The organism is Providencia sp. PROV141 (genome assembly GCF_028481645.1).
Classification (GTDB): Bacteria; Pseudomonadota; Gammaproteobacteria; order Enterobacterales; family Enterobacteriaceae; genus Providencia; species Providencia rettgeri.
Window position 1 is genome coordinate 395924 of sequence record NZ_JAMPPR010000014.1, and the last position, 22352, is coordinate 418275.

Here is a 22352-nt window from a genome sequence, read left to right on the forward strand (position 1 = left end):
TTAGCATGCCTTTTTTAAAATTACCAAGTGTACTTTGTTTGTAACACAAATGAACGCGATTGGCCGTAGTAGCACCAGTAATCACAAGATGAAACATACTCTTTATTAAGAATGTTATTCATATTGAACTGGAACTGCCAATTGTTCGATAATTGATATATCGCGGCCATATCCCAGAGTGTCGCACTAGGAACAGAAAGGTTGCTACTCGCTGGGTTGTCTTTTGATTGACCATAATAGCGAATACCTGTTCCGAGTTTTAACGACTGGTTACTCACGATTGGAATTTCGTAGTCAGTCCAGACAGTCGCCATATGTTTGGGAATAATGCCAGCCTGCTTGCGTCCTTTCCCTCCCGTATTATCTGTTTGCGCATTGGTATAAGTGTATGTCGCTTTAATATCCCAATTATCAGTAACACTTGCGAAGAGTTCCGTTTCTATACCTTGTGAAGTCACCTTACCCGTTTGAGTTGCAATAAAAGTCTTGGGATTGGTCACTAACGCATTTTTTTGTTCGATATCGAACCAAGCAATATTCCAATAGCCATCCACAAAATAAGGCGTATATTTGATACCGGCTTCAAATTGCTCACCTTTAAGTGGTTTATACAGTTTTTGGGTGGTTGGGTCGATCGTCGATTGAACTTCAAAAGATTGAGAGTAATTTAAATAAGGTGAAATGCCATTGTCAGCAATATACATTAAACCCGCATTTAAACTCATCTGCCCATCGTTTCTAGACTCATCTTCTGCTTTTTTATGTGCTTTATTTTCAGTTTTTACCCAATCATAACGTGCGCCAATGACCCCAATCCATTTGCTATCAAGCTTTGTTTGGTATTGTGAATAAATACTAGTTTGTGTTTTATCAATAGTGCGATGAATATTATTAGATGGGTCTAGTGGGGTATAGTGCCCATAAACTGGCTTCCACGGGTTAATTTTACCAAAAGCATAATTATCCTGTTCATCACCTTTGGTTTGATGATATTGAAATTCAATACCCGCAAGTAAAGTATTTTCAAACCGCTCACTATCCCATTCACCGACAATATTGTTATCTAAGCTAAAACTTTGGTTTTTACCATCGCGAAAAACAACACCTCGCTCCAATTCTTGCACAGCAGGATCTGCATTAAAGAAGGCATAAACACTTCTGAGTGTTAGGTCGTTGTAACCGTAATTCACACGCTGTGCAAAACGCCACTCATCATTAAATTGATGTTCTAGTAAATAACCTACTGAGAACTGAGTTCGCTTATATTTATCGTAATCAGGCTCACCTAAATTGGTTGATGGTTTAATTTTGCCATAATTAGAGTGAATTAATGTTCCCGCTGCGGGGAAAAAAGGATTCGTGGGCGTACCATCATCGTGCAGATACGTTCCCATTAACGTAAGTACAGTTTGGTCAGACAAGTCAAATGCCGCACTTGGCGCCAGATAAATACGTTTATTATCTGTGTCTTTGAGTTCCCCATCCGATTTTTTCATCGTTCCCACTAAACGGTAGCGGGCACCTGCATCGGCTGATGCCGTAGAAAGATCAAAACCTAGCGCTTGGTGATCGTTATTACCCGCTTCTAAAAATATTTCATTTTTAGCATTAATAGATGGTTTTTTCGTTACTAAATTAACAGCGCCTCCAGGAGTGGATTCGCCAAAGAGAACAGCTGATGCCCCCTTCACGACTTCAATACTTTCCAACCCATAAGGTTCAAGCAACCAAGTATAATAGCCATCTCGATATAACCGGCTATTATCTAAATAGGTTGCGGCATCAAAACCGCGGACTTTGAACCAATCAGTATCATTATCAGCTCCATAAGGCTGTGCAACAACCCCTGAGGTATAACGAAGTGCTTCATCAATTTTTTGCGGAGCATGTATGGTCAAATCTTGTTCGGTAATAATCGAAACTGATTTTGGCGTTTCTTGCAGCGCAGTATTCACTTTGAGTGCTTGTGCACTGACAACGAAAGAGTCTTGTTTGTCGCTATTTTGTTCATTTGCCATGGATTGGTTTTGAACAGCCAGCGCTAACAAGGTGAAAATGGCAACCTGATGTAAACGAAATAAACCTAAATTTTTCACAAAATAGTTCCAATGATAATAATAATAAGTCTCAGTATTATTCCTAAAAATAAGTCAAATTAAAATCAATTTGGCATATTTACTTATAACAAATAGTTATTAAAAAAATCAATTTAGACACAATTAACCATACATAAGAAAGGGATATTATTAGGCGAGAATAACGAAAATGATTGCGATACTAATGTTAGCTCATTATTTAAGTTAATAAATGCAAAAAATAAGGCGGGGGTGTTCCTTCCCGCCTAGTGCTATCATTTACTTATCAGGTTGTTAGAAATATTGCGCTACCAGAACAACGCATATAACACACATAAAATAACCATAATTGCGTAGGATGCGATATTGAAACCTGTCGATGTTTTAAAGGTCTCCGACGTTAAAATAATTGCCCCCTCACAGTCATCTTCTTTTGCCGTTGTCAGGCTAATTAAACCAATCACGACCGCAGTAAAGAAGAAGGTGTACATCATTTGGTCAAGGAATGGCATACCTAACGGCATCAGTTTTAAGAATAATGCAAACGGAATTGAGAGCAGCACACCGATAATCGCGCCTTTTGCATTGGTTTTCTTCCAAAATAAACCTAGTAAGAATACCGCTAAAATACCAGGGCTAACTAACCCCGTATACTCTTGAATATATTGGAAAGCCTGTCCAATGTTACCTAATAATGGTGCGATAAAACATGCCACAATTAACGCAACAACCGCGCTGATCCGCCCGACATTCACTAATTTATGGTCCGCGGTTGACGGAGCAATATATTCTTTGTAGATATCCATAGTGAAAATAGTTGCCACTGAGTTCAGCATGGAAGCTAAAGAAGAGACAATAGCCGCAGCTAATGCCGCAAATACGACCCCTTTAGCGCCGACAGGTAAGAATTGTGTTAACCATGGGTAAGCTTTGTCCGCTTGCGCCAGTGTTGGCATATGTTCTTGTGCCATCGTTCCTAATCCCGCCAGTAATGCAGGGTCAGAAACAATCACAAATGCCGCAATACCCGGTACGACAACAAGGATTGGGATGATCAATTTGAGAAATGCCGCAAAAACCAAGCCTTTTTGCGCTTCATTAATAGATTTAGCCGCTAATGCACGTTGAATAATATATTGGTTGAAGCCCCAGTAATATAAATTGGCAACCCATAGTCCGCCAATTAATACGGCAATACCGGGTAAATTGCTAAATTGCGGGTTGTCTTGGCTTAAAATCATTTCAAAATGTGCAGGCGCTTCACTTGCCATACGGCTCATACCTGCGAATAAACCTGCATCGCCGCCAATATAGCTCACCGCCATTATTGTGGTTAAAAAACCGCCTAAAATTAAAAAGAAAACTTGTACGACATCCGTCCATGCAACCGCAGATAGCCCGCCATAAAGAGAATAAACCACTGCAAATAATGCTAAGCCAAAAATAGCATAATGCATTGGGATACCTAGGATTGTTTGTAATGCTAATGACCCTAAATAGAGAACTGAAGTTAAATTAACAAAGATAAATAATGCTAACCAGAATACAGCTAAGATCGTTTTTAATGTTTTATTAAAGCGTTTTTCAACAAATTCTGGAATGGTAAAAATACCTTTATCGATAAATACGGGCATAAAGTATTTTGCGACAATAATCAGTGTTAGTGCCGCCATCCATTCATAGGATGCGATGGCTAAACCAATTGAAAATCCAGAGCCAGACATACCAATAAACTGCTCTGCAGAGATATTTGCCGCAATCAGTGAAGAACCTATCGCCCACCAAGGTAATGTTTTTCCTGCCAGAAAATAGTCTTTTGTACCTTTTTTTTGCCCTTTTTTATCTCGAGAAACCCAAAGACCCACACTAATAATGATAAGCACATACAGAATGAATATTCCGTAATCTAATGTGCTTAGCCCAACCCCTTCAGTTTGCATAATCAAATTCCTTCGCCAAATGATAACGAAGCAAGTGTAAACGTTACCACAAGATATCACCGTTAAATGAATCACATATTTTCACAATATCCTCAATAATGTTAACTTAGTGGATTAAATAACAGATTTTAATGCAAATTTTCAGAGAAGAACGAAGACGAATTACTGAAAAGTAATCTATTTTTTGATGGTTCCGTGAAGCCCATCAAATATTAATGAAAACGTTTACATTTCATGCCGTAATTCTATACCTATAACGTAATTAGGTGTGTAAGGGCCTAACTGAATTGCGTTGAACCAATGTCGGTGAGTAAATCAAACTTTCACCTGTCGTTTTTTCCCCTCTTGCTAAAGAAAGTGCTAACTGAGTGGCTTTTTCTGCCATCATTTGAATGGGATAACGAATCGTTGTTAAACGTGGATGGATATAGCGGGCAATCAATACATCGTCAAAACCAATAACCGAAACCTGTTCTGGTGAGTGAATTTCATTTTCATCTAATACCGCAATGGCTCCTGCGGCCATAAAATCGTTGTAACCAACGACCGCAGTGATTTCGAGTGATTTTATCAGCAAGTTAGTCATCGCTTGCTCCCCACCTTCCCCATAAGGAGCACCATATTCAACATAGCTATCAGACAGCTGAATACCATTATTTTTTAACGCATCTCGATAACCCTGCAAACGCTGTACCGCATCCTCAATTTGGTGATTTGAAGAAATGTACGCAATTTTAGTGTGCCCATGTCGAATGAGGTGTTCCGTTGCTAAATAGGCACCTTTGTAGTTATTCAATGAAATACAGCGGGTTGCAATCTCATCAATATGGCGGTTGATCAGTACCATACTCGGGACTTCGTTCGCATATTGAAGCAATTCAGCGTCATCAAGGGCTTTAGAGTGAATAACCAAAGCATCACAGCGGTTGTTAATCAATAGCTCGATAGATTGGCGCTCTTCTTTTGCATTATGATAACCGTTACAAATCAAGATATGTTTGCCATTTTTATGGGCTACCGCATCAACAGCTTTAACCATAACACCGAAAAATGGGTCTGACACATCGTTAACGAGTACCCCAATTGTATTTGAGCTTTGGTTCACTAACGCGCGAGCCGCCGCATTTGGGCGATACCCTAGCTTATTCATTGCCTTTTTTACGGATGCAATAGAAGCTTGGCTTGCCTTAGGTGATTGATTAATCACCCGTGAAACAGTTGCAACAGAAACACCTGCTTCTTTTGCCACATCTTTGATTGTCGCCATCGTGTACCTCTACAATTAGGATGGCTTATTAAACAATGAGCTAGAATTAAAAACAATGGCATAGCGCATATTAAAATTATTTAGCTGAAACTCATCAATGCATAGTATAGAAAAATAAAACACCGCATTTCAGCGGTGTTAATCAACAGTAGGCTTAAAAAATAAATTGATAACACGTTTCACTACAATATATTTGATTAGGCTGTGAAATCGGGCTGTATCGCTCCCCCCATTCAGGGTGGTTAACTGCATCGGGTGGAAATTGCGTTTCAAATGCAACACCAGAAAAAGGCGTATACGATTTTGTTTTACCCGCAACTGAAATCAAATAATTCCCTGTATAAAGCTGCATAGAGGGCATTGTTGTAGAAATATTCATTTTTACGTCCCCTTCAGGAGCACACAGCGATGCCACCGTTTGCCGCCCATCAATACGAGATGTTTCGAGAATAAATGTGTGATCATATCCCCCAGCAGAAACTTGGTCGTTATCTTGGAGAAAATCACGGCCAATGAGTTTGCTTTGACGAAAATCAAAATTGCCGCCAGTCACATTACGCCACTCTCCACTGGGGATCCCTGTTTTATCTGTCGGTAAATAACAATCACTGCAAATCGTAAGAGCGTGATCTAGAGCTGTTTTTTCACTACCTTCACCCGCCAAATTAAAATAAGCATGATTGCTTAGGTTCACAGGGCAGCTCTTTGTAGTTTGGTGTTTATAGCGGATAATCACTTGGTTTTCATCCGTTAATTCATAACTCACCTCAACGTTCAGTTCCCCAGGAAAACCTTGGTCACCATCTGGCGAAATAAGTGAAAAAATAACCTGTTGAGCACTAGTCTGTGAAATTGCCCAAACTCGATAGCTAAAATTATCTTTCCCACCATGTAAGCAATTCGCCCCTTGATTGGCTGATACTAAATAATTTTCACCATGAATAGAAAAGCGTGCATTCGCGATACGGTTAGCCACGCGTCCCACTGTCGCCCCCAAATACACGTCTTGTTCCTTCTGTTTATCCATGTTTGGTGAACCTAGGATAACGTCTCGCTTCCCACTCGCTAGCGGTAAAATACAACCTAGCCAACTTGCCCCTAAACTTGTCAGGGTAATTTCCATATCATTTTGATTGGTTAACACGACGACTTTGGGTGAACCTAATGTCTGATTTTTTTCTTGAGTAAACATCATGTTATCTCAACTTCTCAATGTGTTGATTTGCTTTTAACGCACCACACTCGCACCTGAGCTAGGTTGGCATACATAAATATCGGCTTGTAAACCTGTCGCTTTCTGGTATTGCGCTTCTACCGCATCAATCACTGGTTGAACACATTGCTGCTGCATCACCGCAACCACACAGCCACCAAAGCCCCCTCCGGTCATACGTACCCCGCCTTGAACACCTAAAACGGACTTAACGATATCCACTAAAGTATCAATTTCTTTAACTGTGATTTCGAAATCATCACGCATGGAAATATGTGACTGCGCCATTAATTCGCTTAGTTGCAATAAGTCATTTTGCGTTAATGCTTTTGCTGCCGCCAAAGTACGCTCGTTCTCACTGATCACATGTTTGGCTCGCTTGGCAACGACAGGGGATAACTGGTGTTGCTGCTGTAAAAATTCATCAAATGTGACATCGCGCAACGCTTTCACTCCAAACACATTAGCAGCTTCTTCACATTGTTGGCGGCGTGTATTGTATTCACTCCCAACTAAACCCCGTTGCTTATTTGAATTGATAATCATCACAACCAAATCATCAGGTATGGAAATATGAAATAGTGCTAAGCTACGGCAATCAATAAGTAAAGCATGGCCAGCATCCCCACAAGCTGAAATCAGTTGGTCCATAATGCCGCAGTTACAACCAACAAATTGGTTTTCAGCTTGTTGGCCATTCAGCGCGATATCTTGTTGACTAATATCTAATTGATACAAGGCCTTAAATGTTTGTCCAATTACAACTTCTAGTGAGGCTGAAGAGCTTAATCCCGCACCCTGCGGAACGTTTCCACTGACTGCAATATCGCAACCATTAAACGAAAACCCTCTTTGTAAGAGAAACTTCACTACACCACGTATATAGTTCGCCCACATTTTTTCAGGCAAAAATGTAATATCACTATCCAAACTGAATTCATCGCACTCATTATGGTAGTCAGCCGCAACAACTCGGATAATGCGATCATCACGTTTTGCCGCTGCAGTCATTGTTTGGTAATCAATCGCACAAGGCAAAACAAAACCATCATTGTAGTCTGTATGCTCGCCGATGATATTTACTCGTCCTGGCGCTTGAACATATATTTCAGGTTGATAACCAAAGGTTTTTTCAAACGATGTGGCAACAGTTTGCTTTAACGTTTCCATTTTTAATTATCCTTAATACGTCATTTGGTTAACCTGGCAAACAACCAAGTTAATTATAATTTGGTAAAATATCTAGCGATTTAACTTTGTTTATAGTGGCAGTCACTCACATCACGTAAACGTTGTGCCGCTTGCTCTGGCGTGAGGTCTCTCTGGGTTTCTGCTAACATTTCATACCCCACCATGAACTTTTTCACTGTCGCTGAACGCAGTAATGGCGGATAAAATAAAGCATGTAATTGCCAATGTTCGATACTTTGGCTTTCATTCATAAAAGGCGCAAAGTGCCATCCCATTGAATAAGGGAAAGAACAATGAAATAGGTTATCGTAGCGACTTGTGAGTTTTTTTAGCGCTATAGCAAGGTCTGCACGAATGGCTTCATTCACTTCATCCATGCGGCGAATATGTCGTTTGGGTAGTAACAATGTCTCAAATGGCCAAGCCGCCCAATAAGGAACAAGTGCAATCCATTCTTGAGTTTCGACAACAATCCGTGAGCCATCTTGTTGTTCTGCTTGAATATAATCAATTAATAAATTACGGCCATGACGTTGATAATATTGCGAGAGGAAGTGGTCCTTACGTGCGATTTCATTGGGTAAAAAATCACTCGCCCAAATTTGCCCATGAGGATGAGGTTGAGAACACCCCATTATTTCCCCTTTATTTTCAAAAACTTGAACCCAAGCATAGCGTTCACTTAATTCGACGATTTGTTGCTGCCATGTTTCGATGACACCTTCAAGTTCAGGCACAGACAGCTCTGGCAGTGTTTTACTGTGGTCCGGAGAGAAACAGATTACTCGGCTAACACCACTAACCGATTGTGATTGAAACAACTCAGATTGATTATCAGGCTGGGCACAGGGTTGTGCTAATAACGCACCATGGTCATTTTGGAATACATAAGTCCCTTGGTAGTTAGGATTGACCTCCCCTGAAACCCTTGTATTACCCGGGCAAAGAAAGCAATGTGCATCATACTGAGGTAAATCTTCTATTGATGGCTTTTCATCTTTACCACTCCATGGACGTTTTGCTCGATGGGGAGACACTAACACCCATTGGCCCGTTAATGGGTTATAGCGACGATGGGGGCAATCAGAAGGGTTAAATGGCATTGTATTCATCTTATCTGTCTCCTCAACTTCATCACCATTGGGGATATTTGATTGCTATCCGCAGCCACCCACAGCCCTATCATCAATCGTTGATCCTGTTGCATTTATCTTCTCCCTCAATACTGCTTAAACATAACTTCACCTTCAAACCTGTCGTTACCACGAATTATAGCAACGAGTTTCAATAGGATTCTGTGATCCATCTCGATTAGTGTAAACGTTTACACAAAAATATAAAGCTATCCATTTTGAGTATGAAAATAATATTTGGCTGCAAGTTAAGTAAAAAGCCGCCCCTTAGATGGGCGGCGATGTAAGTAATCGGGTTTATTAGCACAAATTCAGAGGTAGGTTTGCAAGCAACCAAGCCGACTATCGTAGGCTTGGTTTAGTATAACGCTATAGAAGAATCAACCTTCTACGCTGACTTTTTTCTTCGTCATTACCATTGCAATAATTAACAGTAAAATTAAGAAAATGGATAAAGCTAACAGTAAGGAATAAAAACCATTCCATTGGTATTTTTCAATCACGATTGATAATGGATACCCTGCGATTGATGCCCCAATATAGGCAAATAAGCTGACAAACCCTGTTGAAGCCCCAGCGGCATTTTTATGTGAATTTTCAGCAGCTGCCATGGCAATCAAAAATTGAGGGCCAAAAATGAAGAATCCTGTCATAAAGAACAAGAAAGAAAACACATATTCGTTATCAACTGGAACTATCCATAAACAGAATGAAGTGATAATAATCCCGAGCGCATAAATGACATTCATTTGCGCACGATTGCCTTTAAAGATTAAATCGGAACCCCATCCTGCAACAATAGCACCAAAAAAACCGCCAATTTCAAACATCATGACGACCGCATTTGCCGACAACAAATTAAAACCGTGCTCTTCAATTAAATACAAGTTTGCCCAGTCATTTATCCCTGTTCTGACGATATAAATCACCGCATAAGAAAGAGCGAGAACCCATAACACTTTATTTTTAAAGATATATTCGTTCAATATTTTGCCTAAAGGCAAACCCGCCCCTTTGGCTTCATATTTTAATTCTTCAAGGTCATTTCGCCATTCACCAACCGTAGGCAGCCCCATTGTCCGTGGTCTATCACGTAATAAAATACATAATCCAATACCAATCACAATGGCAATAATTCCTGGTATGATCATCCCGTAACGCCAGCCAAGCGCTAACGCAACACCACCGGATAAAATTGGAATTATTGCACCACCAATATTATGTGATGTATTCCAAATAGCCCACCAGAGCCCACGTTCATTACGTGAATACCATGTGTTAAGTATTTTGGCACAAGGCGGCCAACCCCAACCTTGGAAAAACGCATTCACCATCCACAATACAATAAACATACTGATTGAGGACGTTAAGCCGAACAGGATGTTTACCACCCCTGTCGCTATCAAACCGATCCCCATAAAATATCGTGGATTTGAACGGTCACCGATGATGCCAGAAAGGAATTTAGATGCCCCATAAGTCAGGTAAAATGCCGTTCCAACCATCCCTATATCGGCTTTTGTAATCCCTAAATCAACTAGCATTTCAGGCATTACAAAATTGAAGCTTTTGCGTGTGAAATAAAAAACGGCATAACCAATATAACTGACAATCATTAAGTGTAATCGCCAGTATTTATATTTAGCGTCGATTTCAGATTTCGACATGGTTACTGGTATATCTGGTTGTTCTTTAAATATTGACATATTCAACCCCGGCTAAAAGTACAAGCAGGCAAAAATATGACAATAATTTAGCTGCAACAATAAGCAAAAACACTTAATTATTACAATTATGTTACAGTTTTATTACAAAATGTTACCTCCATCAAAAAATAAATATTTTTATCTATTTCCTATAACACCCCAAACAAAAATGAACGACTCAGTGTTATATCAGCTGTTTAGATGAAATAACATGGACCCCTTTAGAGGGAGCCACAGCGGCCTCAAATAATGCTTTCGCAATATTTGTTGCGGGGCTAACTTGGCAACTAGCTGGCAGTATAGGTGATAGAAAAGAAATAATACGGATCACAATGACTTCACCCAAACGCGCTGTTTGCCGGTCACCACTAATCACATTCGGCCGAACCAAAGTTAAAGAGTCAAAACCCAGTGACATTAAGTCTTGTTCGAGCTGCCCCTTTACTCGGCTATAAAAAAAAGGTGACTTCGCATTTGACCCCAAAGCAGAAGTCAACACAAATGTCGTGCAGTGCCATTTTTTGGCCAGCTTTGCACAGGCTAAAGGATAAGTGTAGTCTACTTGACGAAATGCCGCTTTCGACCCTGCAGCTTTGAGAGTTGAACCCAGCGCACAAATCACCGCATCAACTTCCCATAATCCAGCCCCATCAGGAAAATGATTAAAATCTACAATAGGTGCTTGTAATTTCTCATGTTCTACTAATGCATGTCGTGTTGGCGCTATCACCTGAGTCACACGAGAGTCTGCCAGAGCCAATGATAAAACATGACTTCCCACAAGCCCTGTCGCGCCTAACAGTAATATTTTCATTTTATTCACCCATACAATGAATGGAGAAATTCAATTATAGCCTTGTCAGTGGGGTTCCACTAGATTAATGCTGTTTTTTCGTACGAACTCAGTTGTTTGTGGTTCTTTTGTTGTTTGATTGTGAAAATTGCTTGATATTAGTAATCATTCTAAAGATAATCATTCTCAATATCATTTCGATTATCAACAAACTGAGTATGGTAAATAATATGACAGCCCCAGTTGCAGAAAATACCGTCGAAACGGCAAAGCAAACCGTTAAAACTGACGTGATAGAAAGCCAACAGTTATTGGGCCCTGCCGGTAAGGTCTCAATTCAACATAATGGCGAACTTTATCAATTGAGACAAACGCGTACAGGTAAGTTGATCTTAACTAAGTAAAACCGAACCCAAAGTAAGTCGCACCAAAACTTAATTCGCAAGCCACCTAGGTCAATTATCCAGGCAGCCAGCTTAATCTAAACATAGGAAAAGGTTTCTTATGGAGTTTAAACTGACGTCTGTATTCCACATTTGTACCGCTAAATATCGAATTAGCAAGGATAGTCACTCGATACTTTACTATCGCACAGCGGTCGCTTTCATGTGCAAAATCCCAAATAGCCCTGCTGAACACAAACCAGTAGTCTGCTATTACCTCAGCTTTATACTTTCATTATGTGTTCACTCCTCTTGCTATGTTCAGACACTGCTTACATGCAATTTTTCCTGTGTCATACCGAATTCAGGTCCTCCAGACCAACGCATCGTCATCAATTAATGCGAATTCACTCTGCTTAATACAGATAAAAACTATATGGAGTATCACAATTATGTCCCCTGTTTTGCGAATGTCAGTCCTGACCAGTGCCATTTTAGGCGTGATAGCAAGTGCTCAAGCACAAACAACAGAGCCAACACCAAAAAAAAATCATCATGATGTGATGACCGTCTATGCCACAGGTAGCGAACGTGACAGCTTCGAAACTCCGATGATGGTTACCGTGATTAAAAACGATTCACCTGAAACAAAAACGGCCAGCACGGTCAATGATATTTTACGCAAAGTCCCTGGAATTGGCGTCACCGGTACCAGCCGAGCGAATGGGCAAGATATTTATATGCGCGGGTTTGATCGACGCGGCATTTTGACTTTAGTTGATGGTATTCGCCAAGGCACAGATACAGGCCATGTTAATGGCACGTTTATCGACCCGGCTCTGATTAAGCAAGTTGAAATCATCCGTGGCCCTTCAGCCTTGCTTTATGGCAGCGGTGCTATGGGTGGTGTGATTGCTTGGGAAACGGTTGATGCCAAAGACTTGTTGCGTGAAGGCCAAGACCATGGTTTCCGTGTCTTTACCGAAGCCGCTACAGGCGATCATAGCTTCGGTTTCGGTGGTACCGCATTTGGCCGTAGTGATGACCTTGATGGGTTATTCAGCTTTGTGACAAAAGAAACTGGTAATGTCCGCATGAGTAATGGCGATGACATGAAAAACAAAGAAACCATCGGTAACCTGCTGGCGAAAGGTACATGGCAAATCGATGATGCACAAAAGCTTTCTGGCCAAGTGCGTTATTATAATAACGATGCCAATGAGCCGAAAAACCCACAACAAATCACCAGTACCAGTAAAAACTTAAAAGTGAACCGCACAACGCGTCAACGCGATGCGCAAGCCACTTACAACTTAAAGCCATCTTCGCAAGATTGGCTTAACCTGACAGTGACGCCCTATTATTCTGAGGTCAATATTACGGCTAAAGGTCAAGGCACCCCTTACGAGGGCAGGACACAGAAAACTTATGGGATGAAGGTTGATAACAAAACCAATTTCTATGATTTCCCTCTCGCTGCCCATAACTTAACGTATGGCAGTGAAGCTTATCAGCAAAAACAGACACCTTATGCCAACACAACCCAGTTCCCTGATGCAGAAATCACCTTTGCATCTGGATTTTTACAAGATGAAATTAGCCTAAAAGATTTGCCTGTTTCATTTATTGTCGGCACGCGCTATGACCATTACAAATCGAAAGCCAAAGGTAATGATGAAACCAAAGAAGGCAAATGGTCATCTAAAGGGGCGGTCAGCATCACACCAACAGAGTGGTCAATGTTGTTTGCATCGTACTCTGAAGCCTTCCGCGCGCCAACCATGATGGAGATGTACAACGATGAAGTCCATTTCCCAATAGGACCAATCTTTAATAAATGGCGTCCAAATCCAAATTTAAAACCTGAAAGCACCCGTACTGCGGAATATGGATTTGGCCTGCGTTTCAATGACTTATTAATGGAAAGAGACAACCTGCAATTCAAAGCCAGCTACTTTGATACCAAAGCCAAAGACTATATCAATACCTATGTCACCCCTGAGCCTGATTTTAGAAATCCAGAAAACAATTACACCACATCAATCAATACAAAACGCGCCAAAATTTGGGGCGTAGATGCATCTTTGGATTATAAAACAGACTATTTCAGATGGAACTTAGCCTATAACCGTACCACGGGCAAAAACGAATATAACGGTGAATCAATCACTTCCATCAAACCAGAGTCATTCACCAGTAACCTCTCTATTCCTGTTGCCAATAGCGGTTTTTCAGTGGGCTGGTTAGGCGAGTTTACGCGCCATACTGACTTCAATAAAGCCACTAAAGCCACCCCTCAAGCGGGCTATGCCGTACATGACTTCTACGTCAGCTACCAAGGTGACGGGCAGCTCAAAGGGTTAGGAACCAGTGTCGTATTAGGTAATGCCTTTGACAAAGAATATTACTCATCACAAGGCATTCCTCAAGATGGACGTAATGCCAAGCTGCTTGTCAGCTTCCAATGGTAATTCACACAATATTAAGGAGATAAACGTGAATTCAGCACTTTACGAGCGTTACCAACAAGCAAAAACAGAGAACAAAGCCAAATACGCTCGCGATCTCGCCGCCTATTTAAATGTATCTGAAGCTCAACTGCTGCATAGTCGTGTTGGTCACGACAAAGCTGTTCGTTTAAACGTCGACGCCCCCACTTTATTGACAGAATTAGCCACTGTTGGAAAAGTGAAAGCGATTACACGCAACGAATATGTGGTTCATGAGCAAGTTGGCCGTTATGACAATGCGACATTTAGCCCACATGGCGGCTTAATTTTAAACCCACGCGCCCTTGATTTACGGATGTTCTTTAGTCATTGGGATGCCATTTTTGCGTTAACCGAAGACAGCAAACACGGTGAACGCCATAGTATTCAATTCTTTGATAAACAAGGTGATGCACTACATAAAGTTTACACCACCGATGAAACGGATATGGCGGCATGGCAAGCACTGATTGAAAAATATGCCACCCAAGATAACCCGGAACTCATCCATGAAGCAGCCACTCCATTTACCAACCAACCCGTTAGTGAAGAGCTAAAACAACAGCTAGAACAACAATGGCGCAACATGACAGATGTTCACCAATTTTTTGTTCTCCTGAAGAAAAATAACCTCAGCCGCCAGCAAGTTTTCGCCGCAGTCAGTGATGATTTGGCTTGGAAAGTGCCTAATGATTCCTTCAATCAGCTGATTAACACTGCGTTCAAAGATCAAAATGAAATTATGATTTTTGTGGGCAACCGCGGATGTGTGCAAATTTTCACTGGTGAAATCAAAAAAATCATGCCATATCAAAGTGAAGGTTCAGACTTAAAGTGGCTAAATATTTTCAATCCTGATTTCACCTTGCACATGATTGAAAATGGTATCGCCGAATGCTGGGTTACACGTAAGCCAACACAAGATGGCCATGTGACAAGCCTTGAAGTCTTCGATAACCAAGGAAATCAAATCGCACAAATGTATGGGCAGCGTACGGAAGGGACTCCAGAGCAAGAGCAATGGCGCCAACAAGTCACCGCATTACCACGCATTTAAACCTAGGTAACTTATTATGAAACAATGGCTTCTAATCTTATCAACGCTGTTTATCTCTGTTAGTTCTTATGCAGCAGAACGTATCGTCACCTTAGGTGGTGATGTGACTGAAATTGTGTATGCACTCGGAGCACAAGAACAGCTCGTTGCCCGTGACAGCACCAGTCTTCACCCAGAGCAAGCGACCAAGCTCCCTGACGTGGGCTATATGCGTATGCTTAATGCGGAAGGTGTGTTGTCAATGCGTCCGACTTTAGTACTTGCGAGTGAGTTAGCTAAACCCTCAATGGCTCTCTCGCAAATCGAAAAAAGTGGCGTAAAAATTATTAAGGTGACAGGGAAACCCAGTTTAGAAGCCATTCCAGAAAAAATTACCACTATCGCTAATGTGGTTGGTAAAACAGAGCAAGGAAAACAATTGGTTAATCAATTTAACCAACAACTTAGCCAAATAAATACGGCACCTATCGATAAAAAAGTCCTGTTCATTATGAGCCATGGCGGCGTTCTACCATTAGCCGCAGGAAAGCACACCGCAGCAGATAGCGTGATTAACGCAATCGGTGCAAAAAATGCCATGAGCAGCTTCGACAGCTACCGTCCTTTATCCCAAGAGGGTTTGCTATCAAGCCAGCCTGATTTAATCATTTTTACTCAGGAAGGGGTTAAATCATTAGGCGGGATAGAAAAAGTGTGGAACTTACAAGGAATGTCAATGACCCCCGCAGGGAAAAATAAAGCGCTTTTGGTTGTTGATGATGTCGGTATGCTCACCTTCAGTTTAGGTACGCCTAAAGTCATGCAACAACTACGTGAGGCATTAGAAAAATCCCAATGAGTCGCTTTAAAAACCCATTTTTGGTGATTATCGTTTTATTGTTCGCACTTGGTGGTTTAGTTCTCATCGCGTCGAATGCAGGCGCAATGAACTTTTCATTAAAAGCACTGTGGCAGGCTTCTGCCACAGACTCGGATTGGCAAATATGGCTGAATATTCGCCTTCCTCGTGTGTTAATTGCCATCTTAGTTGGCCTTGCCTTGGCAGTGTCTGGCGCCATTATGCAAGGGTTATTTCGTAATCCACTTGCCGACCCTAGCTTACTCGGTATCAGTAGTGGCGCGGCTTTATCCGTTGCAGCATTTATCGTTTTCTCTGTTTCATTACCGACTGTGATGCAAGGTTATGGCCATGTTGCTGCTGCTTTTATTGGTAGCCTAACCGTTTCTTTTATTATTTTTAGCTTAAATCGTTCATCAAATGGCAACCTCGCAAAATTACTTCTCGCGGGTATCGCAATCAATGCACTGTGCATGTCATTCATCGGTGTTCTTAGTTATATCAGCAATGATCAACAGCTAAGAACATTTAGTTTATGGATGATGGGCACACTCGGTAATGTTGACTGGACGTCACTGACTATTGCCGCTTCAGTTATTCTTCCTATTTGTGTTATCTGCCTAATGCAGGGAAATAAGCTCAACATTCTACAATTAGGGGATGAAGATGCACATTACCTTGGGCTTAATGTTGAACGAACCAAATTTATTTTATTATTCCTCAGCGCTATGTTAGTCGGTTGTGCTGTTGCGATGAGCGGGGTTATTGGTTTTGTGGGTCTCGTCGTTCCGCATCTTATTCGTATGACACTCGGTCCAGACCATCGTTGGCTCATTCCTGGTTCAGCTATCGTCGGTGCGGGGTTATTATTGATCGCTGATACAGTAGCGAGGACTGCGGTTGCACCTGCTGAAATCCCTGTTGGCTTGCTGACAGGCTTGATTGGTGGCCCCTACTTCTTATGGCTCATTTTGCGACAGCCTGCAGGGAGGATCTAAATATGCAAACCAAACCGTTCTTGTTAGAAGCACAAAATTTATCTTATAAAATTAGTGAAAAGACATTGATAGATAATGTGAGTTTATCTATTGATCAAGGTGAATTTGTCGCGATCATTGGGCCAAATGGCGCAGGGAAATCCAGCCTATTAAAATTACTAACTGGCTATAACACCCCAACTCATGGCACGTGCTTTATTGAAGGCCGAGCGATGGTTGACTGGGATCATAACGAATTAGCACGAAAACGTGCCGTCATGAAGCAACATAGCCATTTACAATTTGCATTTACTGTTGAAGATGTTGTTGCTATGGGGAGAACCCCCTACGGTTCTGAATATAAAAATACCGCCATTGATGAAGCGTTAACACAAACCAGTTGCCAATCACTACGGCAGCGGGATTACCGCCAACTTTCAGGGGGGGAGCAACAACGCGTTCAATTAGCACGAGTATTAGCACAATTATGGCAACCGACAGCTCAACCCGCTTGTTTATTTCTTGATGAACCCACTTCAGCACTTGATTTATATCACCAACAGCATAGCTTGCGGTTACTGCATCAACTGACGCGTCAACGACCATTAGGTGTTTGCTGTGTATTGCATGACCTTAACTTAACCGCTCTGTATGCAGATAAAGTGTTATTAATTCATGATGGAAAGCTTGTTGCTCAAGGTTCCCCTATTGAAGTTTTAACAACTGAAAATTTAACTCAATGGTATCAAGCTGACCTAGGTGTTACTCAACACCCAGAAAATAACACACCTCACGTTTATTTACGTCACTAACTAAGATCTAAAAAGTACTTTATTCAACGCACTTTAAGGGTAAAGTACTTTAATATTCTTACCTTAATAAAGAATTATTAAATCATACCGATTTTAATATGTTATCAATGTCTTTTAATAGTAATTACTCTCTTGATGCACTTCAGTTAATAAAATAGTTATTAGCCCAAAAAAGTGTAAAATCTATATAATCTGTTAATAAATTCGTAAATTTCAAAAATAAATCTCAAGTAATTTCACTTAGAATACCTAAGCATCGCGCAGGTATTTCAAAGGGTTTACATGGAAAACAATATTATCGAAACATTAATTGAGTTAACGCATCGTGGAAATGATGATGTTAAAATTGCAGCTATTTCTGCCTTAGGAGATTATAAAGTAACCGTTGAACAACAAAATGCAATCAACCGCTTACTTGAACTCTGTAAAGACCCCAATAAAGATGTCGCAGTGTCTGCAATAAAAGCGCTAAGTAAACTCTCCGACCATTTTTAATATACAAACAATATCTTTTTATCAATATTCTTTTTAAAATTAAAGTTTATTAATTAAACTTATTTAACTTTCTCGATCTCTCTAGTCACTAAATATGAATAGGTAATAATGTTTACTACCTATTCATACGCTAGTTCAACCACACCGTACCCAGATTAGTTGTGTTTTTTGATATTAATAAACACCTTCTTCTAGTAGCATCTTCAACATTGAAATTAACCTCTTAAAAAATAAATGAGTTTTAATTCATTTATTAATACCTATTAGCAGGATAATAAATGGATAACAAAGTTATAAATACATTACTTGATTTAACAAAAAGAAAAAATGATGATGTAAAAATAGCTGCTATATCCGCTTTAGGTGATTGCAAAATACGGCTGAAACAACATATTACGATTAACCGCCTACTTGAATTATGTAATGACCCAAATAAAGATGTCGCAATCAGCGCGATTAAAGCAATCAGCAAGCTCTCCCATGGGGTGGTCGAATAGTGACTTGAACATTATGACGATAAAATAATGGAAATAGTAAAGTGAAACCAATTAATGGTCTCACTTTATGATATTTAGTTATTATCGCTTAAATATCGTGCATGAAATGCAATATGTTCACCAATGAAACTACTAATAAAGTAGTAACTATGATCATATCCATGATGCAGATTCAAACGATATTCAAATTGTTTTTTATCACAAACATCCGCAAATAACTCGGGTTTTAGTTGCTCTTGATAAAAAGGATCTGCAGTACCGACATCCACTAAAATAGGTGGAATAGCCTCAGCCTTTTCGAGCAATTCAACGGTGTCATATTGAGACCAACCCATAGTATCTTCACCCAAATAAGCCATAAACGCTTTTTGTCCCCAAGGAACCTGGGTTGGAGCAACAATCGGAGAAAATGCAGATAAACTACAATATCGACCAGTATTGCGTAGGCCAATCATTAAAGCCCCGTGCCCACCCATGGAATGGCCAAAAATAGAGCGTTTTTCTGATACAGGTAAATGTGTTTCGACTAAATCAGGTAGCTCAGACACAATATAATCATACATTTTGTAATGATTACTCCACGGAGCTTGCTGCGCATTCACATAAAAACCTGCACCTTGCCCTAAATCATAGGCCTCGTCATCAGCGACCTCAGTACCGCGAGGGCTGGTATCCGGTGCAATAAGGATCACGCCATATTTTGCCGCAAATTGTTGGGCTCCCGCCTTAGTGATAAAATTTTGCTCATTACAGGTTAACCCTGATAACCAATAAATCACTGGGCAGTTGACTGTTTTCGCTTGTGGCGGTAGATAGGCTGCGAATTTCATTTCACAGCCAAGCACAGTAGATTGATGTTGATAAACATCCTGCCAGCCCCCAAAACACGCATGGCGTTCAATTCTCTCCATCAAAGACTCCTTAATCGTAGTGAATAACGGTGCGGATTGATTTACCTTCATGCATTAAATCAAATGCGTCATTAATACTGTCTAATGGCAATGTATGCGTCACAAACGGAGACAGTTCAATATCCCCCTTCATGGCATCTTCAACCATTTTTGGCAATTGGCTACGGCCTTTCACACCACCAAATGCCGTACCGCGCCATGAACGCCCTGTCACTAATTGGAATGGACGAGTTGAAATTTCTTGCCCTGATCCTGCGACACCAATGATAATCGATTGGCCCCATCCGCGATGTGCACTTTCAAGTGCGGCACGCATAACATTCACATTACCAATACATTCAAAGGTATGGTCAACACCCCACTGGGTTTTCTCAATCAGAACCTGTTGAATCGGCTTATCAAAATCATTAGGGTTCAAACACTCTGTTGCACCAAATTGACGTGCTAATTCAAACTTAGAGGGGTTAGTATCGATAGCAATAATACGGCCAGCTTTTGCTTGCCTTGCCCCTTGAATAACTGCCAGACCAATACCACCGAGTCCAAAAACAGCAACTGAGTCACCTTCTTGTACTTTAGCTGTATTATGTACCGCGCCAATGCCGGTTGTCACACCACAGCCTAATAAACAAACTTCTTCATGGTTGGCTTGAGGGTTAATTTTTGCCAAAGAGACTTCGGCAACAACGGTATATTCACTGAATGTTGAGCAGCCCATGTAATGATAAACTGGCTGGCCATTATAAGAAAAACGTGTTGTTCCATCTGGCATCACACCTTTACCTTGTGTTTCTCTGACAGAGACACATAAGTTTGTTTTACCTGATTCGCAAAAAACACATTTCCCACATTCTGCCGTATAAAGTGGAATGACATGATCACCCACACTAACACTGGTAACACCTTCACCGACTTCGACAACAACACCTGCACCTTCATGCCCTAATACCACAGGAAACAAACCTTCCGGGTCATCTCCTGACAATGTAAAAGCATCAGTATGACAAACACCCGTATGGCTAATTTTAACTAACACTTCCCCAGCTTTTGGTGGCATCACATCAATTTCGACAATTTTTAATGGCTCACCTGGGCCAAATGCGACTGCTGCACGTGATTTCATCGTTATTCCTTCTTTATTTACCGCAAATAGGTACGAATTAATGAGATAGCATCGTCTACTGAGTCTTTTTGCAACTGTGTTGTCGCAGACTCTTGAAGCCCTTCTCGTAAATGACTTTCTAATACCCCTGCCATCAAACCATTAACTGCACCGCGAATAGCAGCAATTTGTTGTAAAATGGCAGCACATTCAACTTCATCTTCTAAAGCCGACTCCAAGGCAAGCAATTGCCCTTTCAGCTTTCTAACCCGAGTAAGAACTGCTTTTTTTTCCTTTGGGGAATGTGGCATATTTAAGCCTCTTTAGCATACATAGGGGGAGTATAGTATCTATAGGATTATCTGTACAGAATTGCTTATTTTCATGACCAAAAAAGACAAAATAATATTAGGTAGAAAGGTTAAACAGTAAAACGTGAATATCACGCTCTACTGTCTTCAATAAGAAATAGATTTACGCTACAACAAGTTAAAGTATCTATCTGGCTGATATTGAGGGGGAAGTGGTTGAATATCTAACATATCCAATGCATTACGTTCAATACTATTACAAATAGCATTAAGCGGTAAATCATTTGCAGCAATACCAAAAGGATCTTCGAGTTCTTCTGCTAATGCATCCCACGCTAAGAAGGTATAAGAAATAAAAACAGAAACAAATGGCGTCATAAAATGTAGGTCTACGACTAATGCAAAAGGAAGTAACGAACAAAATAGATAGACTGTTCGCTGTAAAATTAACGTATACGCAAACGGGATCGGCGTATTCGAAATACGTTCACAGCCACCAAGTACGTCCGATAATGCATTAATATCTTTATTAATGGCTTGAAAGAGTACATCGCTGATGACTTTTTTATCACGTAATTCCCCCACCTTTAGGCCAATCTGCAACAATATTCGGCTAGTGGGAAACGGACTTCGGATAACCTCATCAAAAATATTTCGAGGTAATAACCGGTACAAGTCAATGATTGGACTGGTTTTTCTTAGTTCATGTTTAAGGCTCCAACCAAAAGCAATCAACAGATTCGCAAACTCCTTTTGAGCTGACTGGTCATTAGGCAACAACCCTTTAATATTCCTTAAAATATTTCTTTGATTAATTAATAACGAAGCCCAAAGCGTTCGCGCCTCAATCAAGCGGCTGTAACAGGCATTATTACGAAAACCGAGGAAGATTGCGATGGCAATCCCCAGTAAGCTAAAAGGGGCAATCGTTAAGTGTATACCTAATCGTTCGTACCATTGAAAACTGAGTACTGCTACGATAGATATCATTATATTTAGAGAAAGCCGAAATGTTATTTTTGACAGCACAGAACCATGCCAGTCGAATAACCGAAAAAACCAGTGCTGATGAGGACGAATAACCATAAGAAGACATATTGTATTAAGATAACGACATTAACTTATTATTTCATTAATTAATTCAATGCGCTATAGCCAAACA

The 22352-nt window shown here is 40.6% G+C and carries 20 protein-coding genes; 8 read left to right on the plus strand and 12 right to left on the minus strand.

What is annotated here, in order from left to right:
* Positions 1–20: 20 nt before the first annotated feature.
* The 8 genes from PSF09_RS10465 to PSF09_RS10500 all read right to left on the minus strand — a co-directional run bounded on the left by PSF09_RS10465 (position 21) and on the right by PSF09_RS10500 (position 11339).
* Complete coding sequence (locus PSF09_RS10465; protein ID WP_272683865.1) at positions 21–2096, minus strand: TonB-dependent siderophore receptor; 2076 nt, start codon at positions 2094–2096, stop codon at positions 21–23.
* A 287-nt stretch (positions 2097–2383) separates the two neighbouring features.
* Positions 2384–4015, minus strand: coding sequence for a sodium/sugar symporter (locus PSF09_RS10470; protein WP_272683866.1), 1632 nt, complete (start codon positions 4013–4015; stop codon positions 2384–2386).
* A gap of 262 nt (positions 4016–4277) precedes the next feature.
* Positions 4278–5282: a substrate-binding domain-containing protein gene (locus tag PSF09_RS10475; RefSeq protein ID WP_272683867.1), complete on the minus strand. Its 1005-nt coding sequence runs from the start codon at positions 5280–5282 to the stop codon at positions 4278–4280.
* A gap of 154 nt (positions 5283–5436) precedes the next feature.
* A complete protein-coding gene (galM, locus tag PSF09_RS10480) occupies positions 5437–6477 on the minus strand; it encodes a galactose-1-epimerase (protein WP_272683868.1) in 1041 nt (346 codons plus the stop codon).
* 33 nt (positions 6478–6510) lie between these two features.
* On the minus strand, positions 6511–7665 hold the full coding sequence (gene galK, locus PSF09_RS10485; protein ID WP_272683869.1) for a galactokinase: 1155 nt from the start codon (positions 7663–7665) through the stop codon (positions 6511–6513).
* A gap of 80 nt (positions 7666–7745) precedes the next feature.
* Positions 7746–8798 (minus strand): UDP-glucose--hexose-1-phosphate uridylyltransferase, encoded by a 1053-nt coding sequence (locus tag PSF09_RS10490; RefSeq protein WP_272665992.1) that lies wholly within the window; start codon positions 8796–8798, stop codon positions 7746–7748.
* A 401-nt stretch (positions 8799–9199) separates the two neighbouring features.
* Positions 9200–10525, minus strand: coding sequence for an MFS transporter family glucose-6-phosphate receptor UhpC (gene uhpC / locus PSF09_RS10495; RefSeq protein ID WP_210836029.1), 1326 nt, complete (start codon positions 10523–10525; stop codon positions 9200–9202).
* Positions 10526–10709: 184 nt separating this feature from the next.
* A complete protein-coding gene (locus PSF09_RS10500) occupies positions 10710–11339 on the minus strand; it encodes an NAD(P)H-binding protein (protein ID WP_272665993.1) in 630 nt (209 codons plus the stop codon).
* Between the two features lie 209 nt (positions 11340–11548).
* On the opposite strand from PSF09_RS10500, the gene hemP reads away from it, so the two are divergent.
* From hemP to PSF09_RS10540, 8 genes are all read left to right on the plus strand, one after another.
* On the plus strand, positions 11549–11722 hold the full coding sequence (gene hemP / locus PSF09_RS10505) for a hemin uptake protein HemP (RefSeq protein WP_004912942.1): 174 nt from the start codon (positions 11549–11551) through the stop codon (positions 11720–11722).
* 431 nt (positions 11723–12153) lie between these two features.
* Complete coding sequence (locus tag PSF09_RS10510; RefSeq protein WP_371031623.1) at positions 12154–14172, plus strand: TonB-dependent hemoglobin/transferrin/lactoferrin family receptor; 2019 nt, start codon at positions 12154–12156, stop codon at positions 14170–14172.
* A gap of 25 nt (positions 14173–14197) precedes the next feature.
* Entirely contained in the window at positions 14198–15247 is a 1050-nt protein-coding gene (locus PSF09_RS10515; protein ID WP_140170952.1) for a hemin-degrading factor, read from the plus strand.
* 16 nt (positions 15248–15263) lie between these two features.
* Positions 15264–16085 (plus strand): heme/hemin ABC transporter substrate-binding protein, encoded by an 822-nt coding sequence (locus PSF09_RS10520; RefSeq protein ID WP_210836035.1) that lies wholly within the window; start codon positions 15264–15266, stop codon positions 16083–16085.
* Entirely contained in the window at positions 16082–17083 is a 1002-nt protein-coding gene (locus PSF09_RS10525) for a FecCD family ABC transporter permease (RefSeq protein ID WP_140170956.1), read from the plus strand. Before PSF09_RS10520 ends, PSF09_RS10525 begins: the two co-directional genes overlap by 4 nt.
* Before the next feature lie 2 nt (positions 17084–17085).
* The gene (locus PSF09_RS10530) at positions 17086–17874 is read left to right on the plus strand and encodes a heme ABC transporter ATP-binding protein (RefSeq protein ID WP_272665994.1); all 789 of its coding nucleotides are present in this window, start codon (positions 17086–17088) and stop codon (positions 17872–17874) included.
* A gap of 282 nt (positions 17875–18156) precedes the next feature.
* A complete protein-coding gene (locus tag PSF09_RS10535) occupies positions 18157–18369 on the plus strand; it encodes a HEAT repeat domain-containing protein (protein WP_004912957.1) in 213 nt (70 codons plus the stop codon).
* 278 nt (positions 18370–18647) lie between these two features.
* Positions 18648–18866, plus strand: a complete 219-nt coding sequence (locus PSF09_RS10540; protein WP_210836041.1) for a HEAT repeat domain-containing protein — start codon at positions 18648–18650, stop codon at positions 18864–18866.
* A gap of 74 nt (positions 18867–18940) precedes the next feature.
* Here the strand turns inward: PSF09_RS10540 and fghA are convergent, their stop codons facing one another.
* The 4 genes from fghA to PSF09_RS10560 all read right to left on the minus strand — a co-directional run bounded on the left by fghA (position 18941) and on the right by PSF09_RS10560 (position 22276).
* Entirely contained in the window at positions 18941–19777 is an 837-nt protein-coding gene (gene fghA, locus PSF09_RS10545) for an S-formylglutathione hydrolase (RefSeq protein WP_272665995.1), read from the minus strand.
* 10 nt (positions 19778–19787) lie between these two features.
* Positions 19788–20900, minus strand: coding sequence for an S-(hydroxymethyl)glutathione dehydrogenase/class III alcohol dehydrogenase (locus PSF09_RS10550; RefSeq protein ID WP_272683870.1), 1113 nt, complete (start codon positions 20898–20900; stop codon positions 19788–19790).
* 17 nt (positions 20901–20917) lie between these two features.
* The gene (gene frmR / locus PSF09_RS10555; protein WP_004261729.1) at positions 20918–21190 is read right to left on the minus strand and encodes a formaldehyde-responsive transcriptional repressor FrmR; all 273 of its coding nucleotides are present in this window, start codon (positions 21188–21190) and stop codon (positions 20918–20920) included.
* 168 nt (positions 21191–21358) lie between these two features.
* On the minus strand, positions 21359–22276 hold the full coding sequence (locus PSF09_RS10560; protein ID WP_210836043.1) for a bestrophin family protein: 918 nt from the start codon (positions 22274–22276) through the stop codon (positions 21359–21361).
* Between the last annotated feature and the right edge of the window lie 76 nt (positions 22277–22352).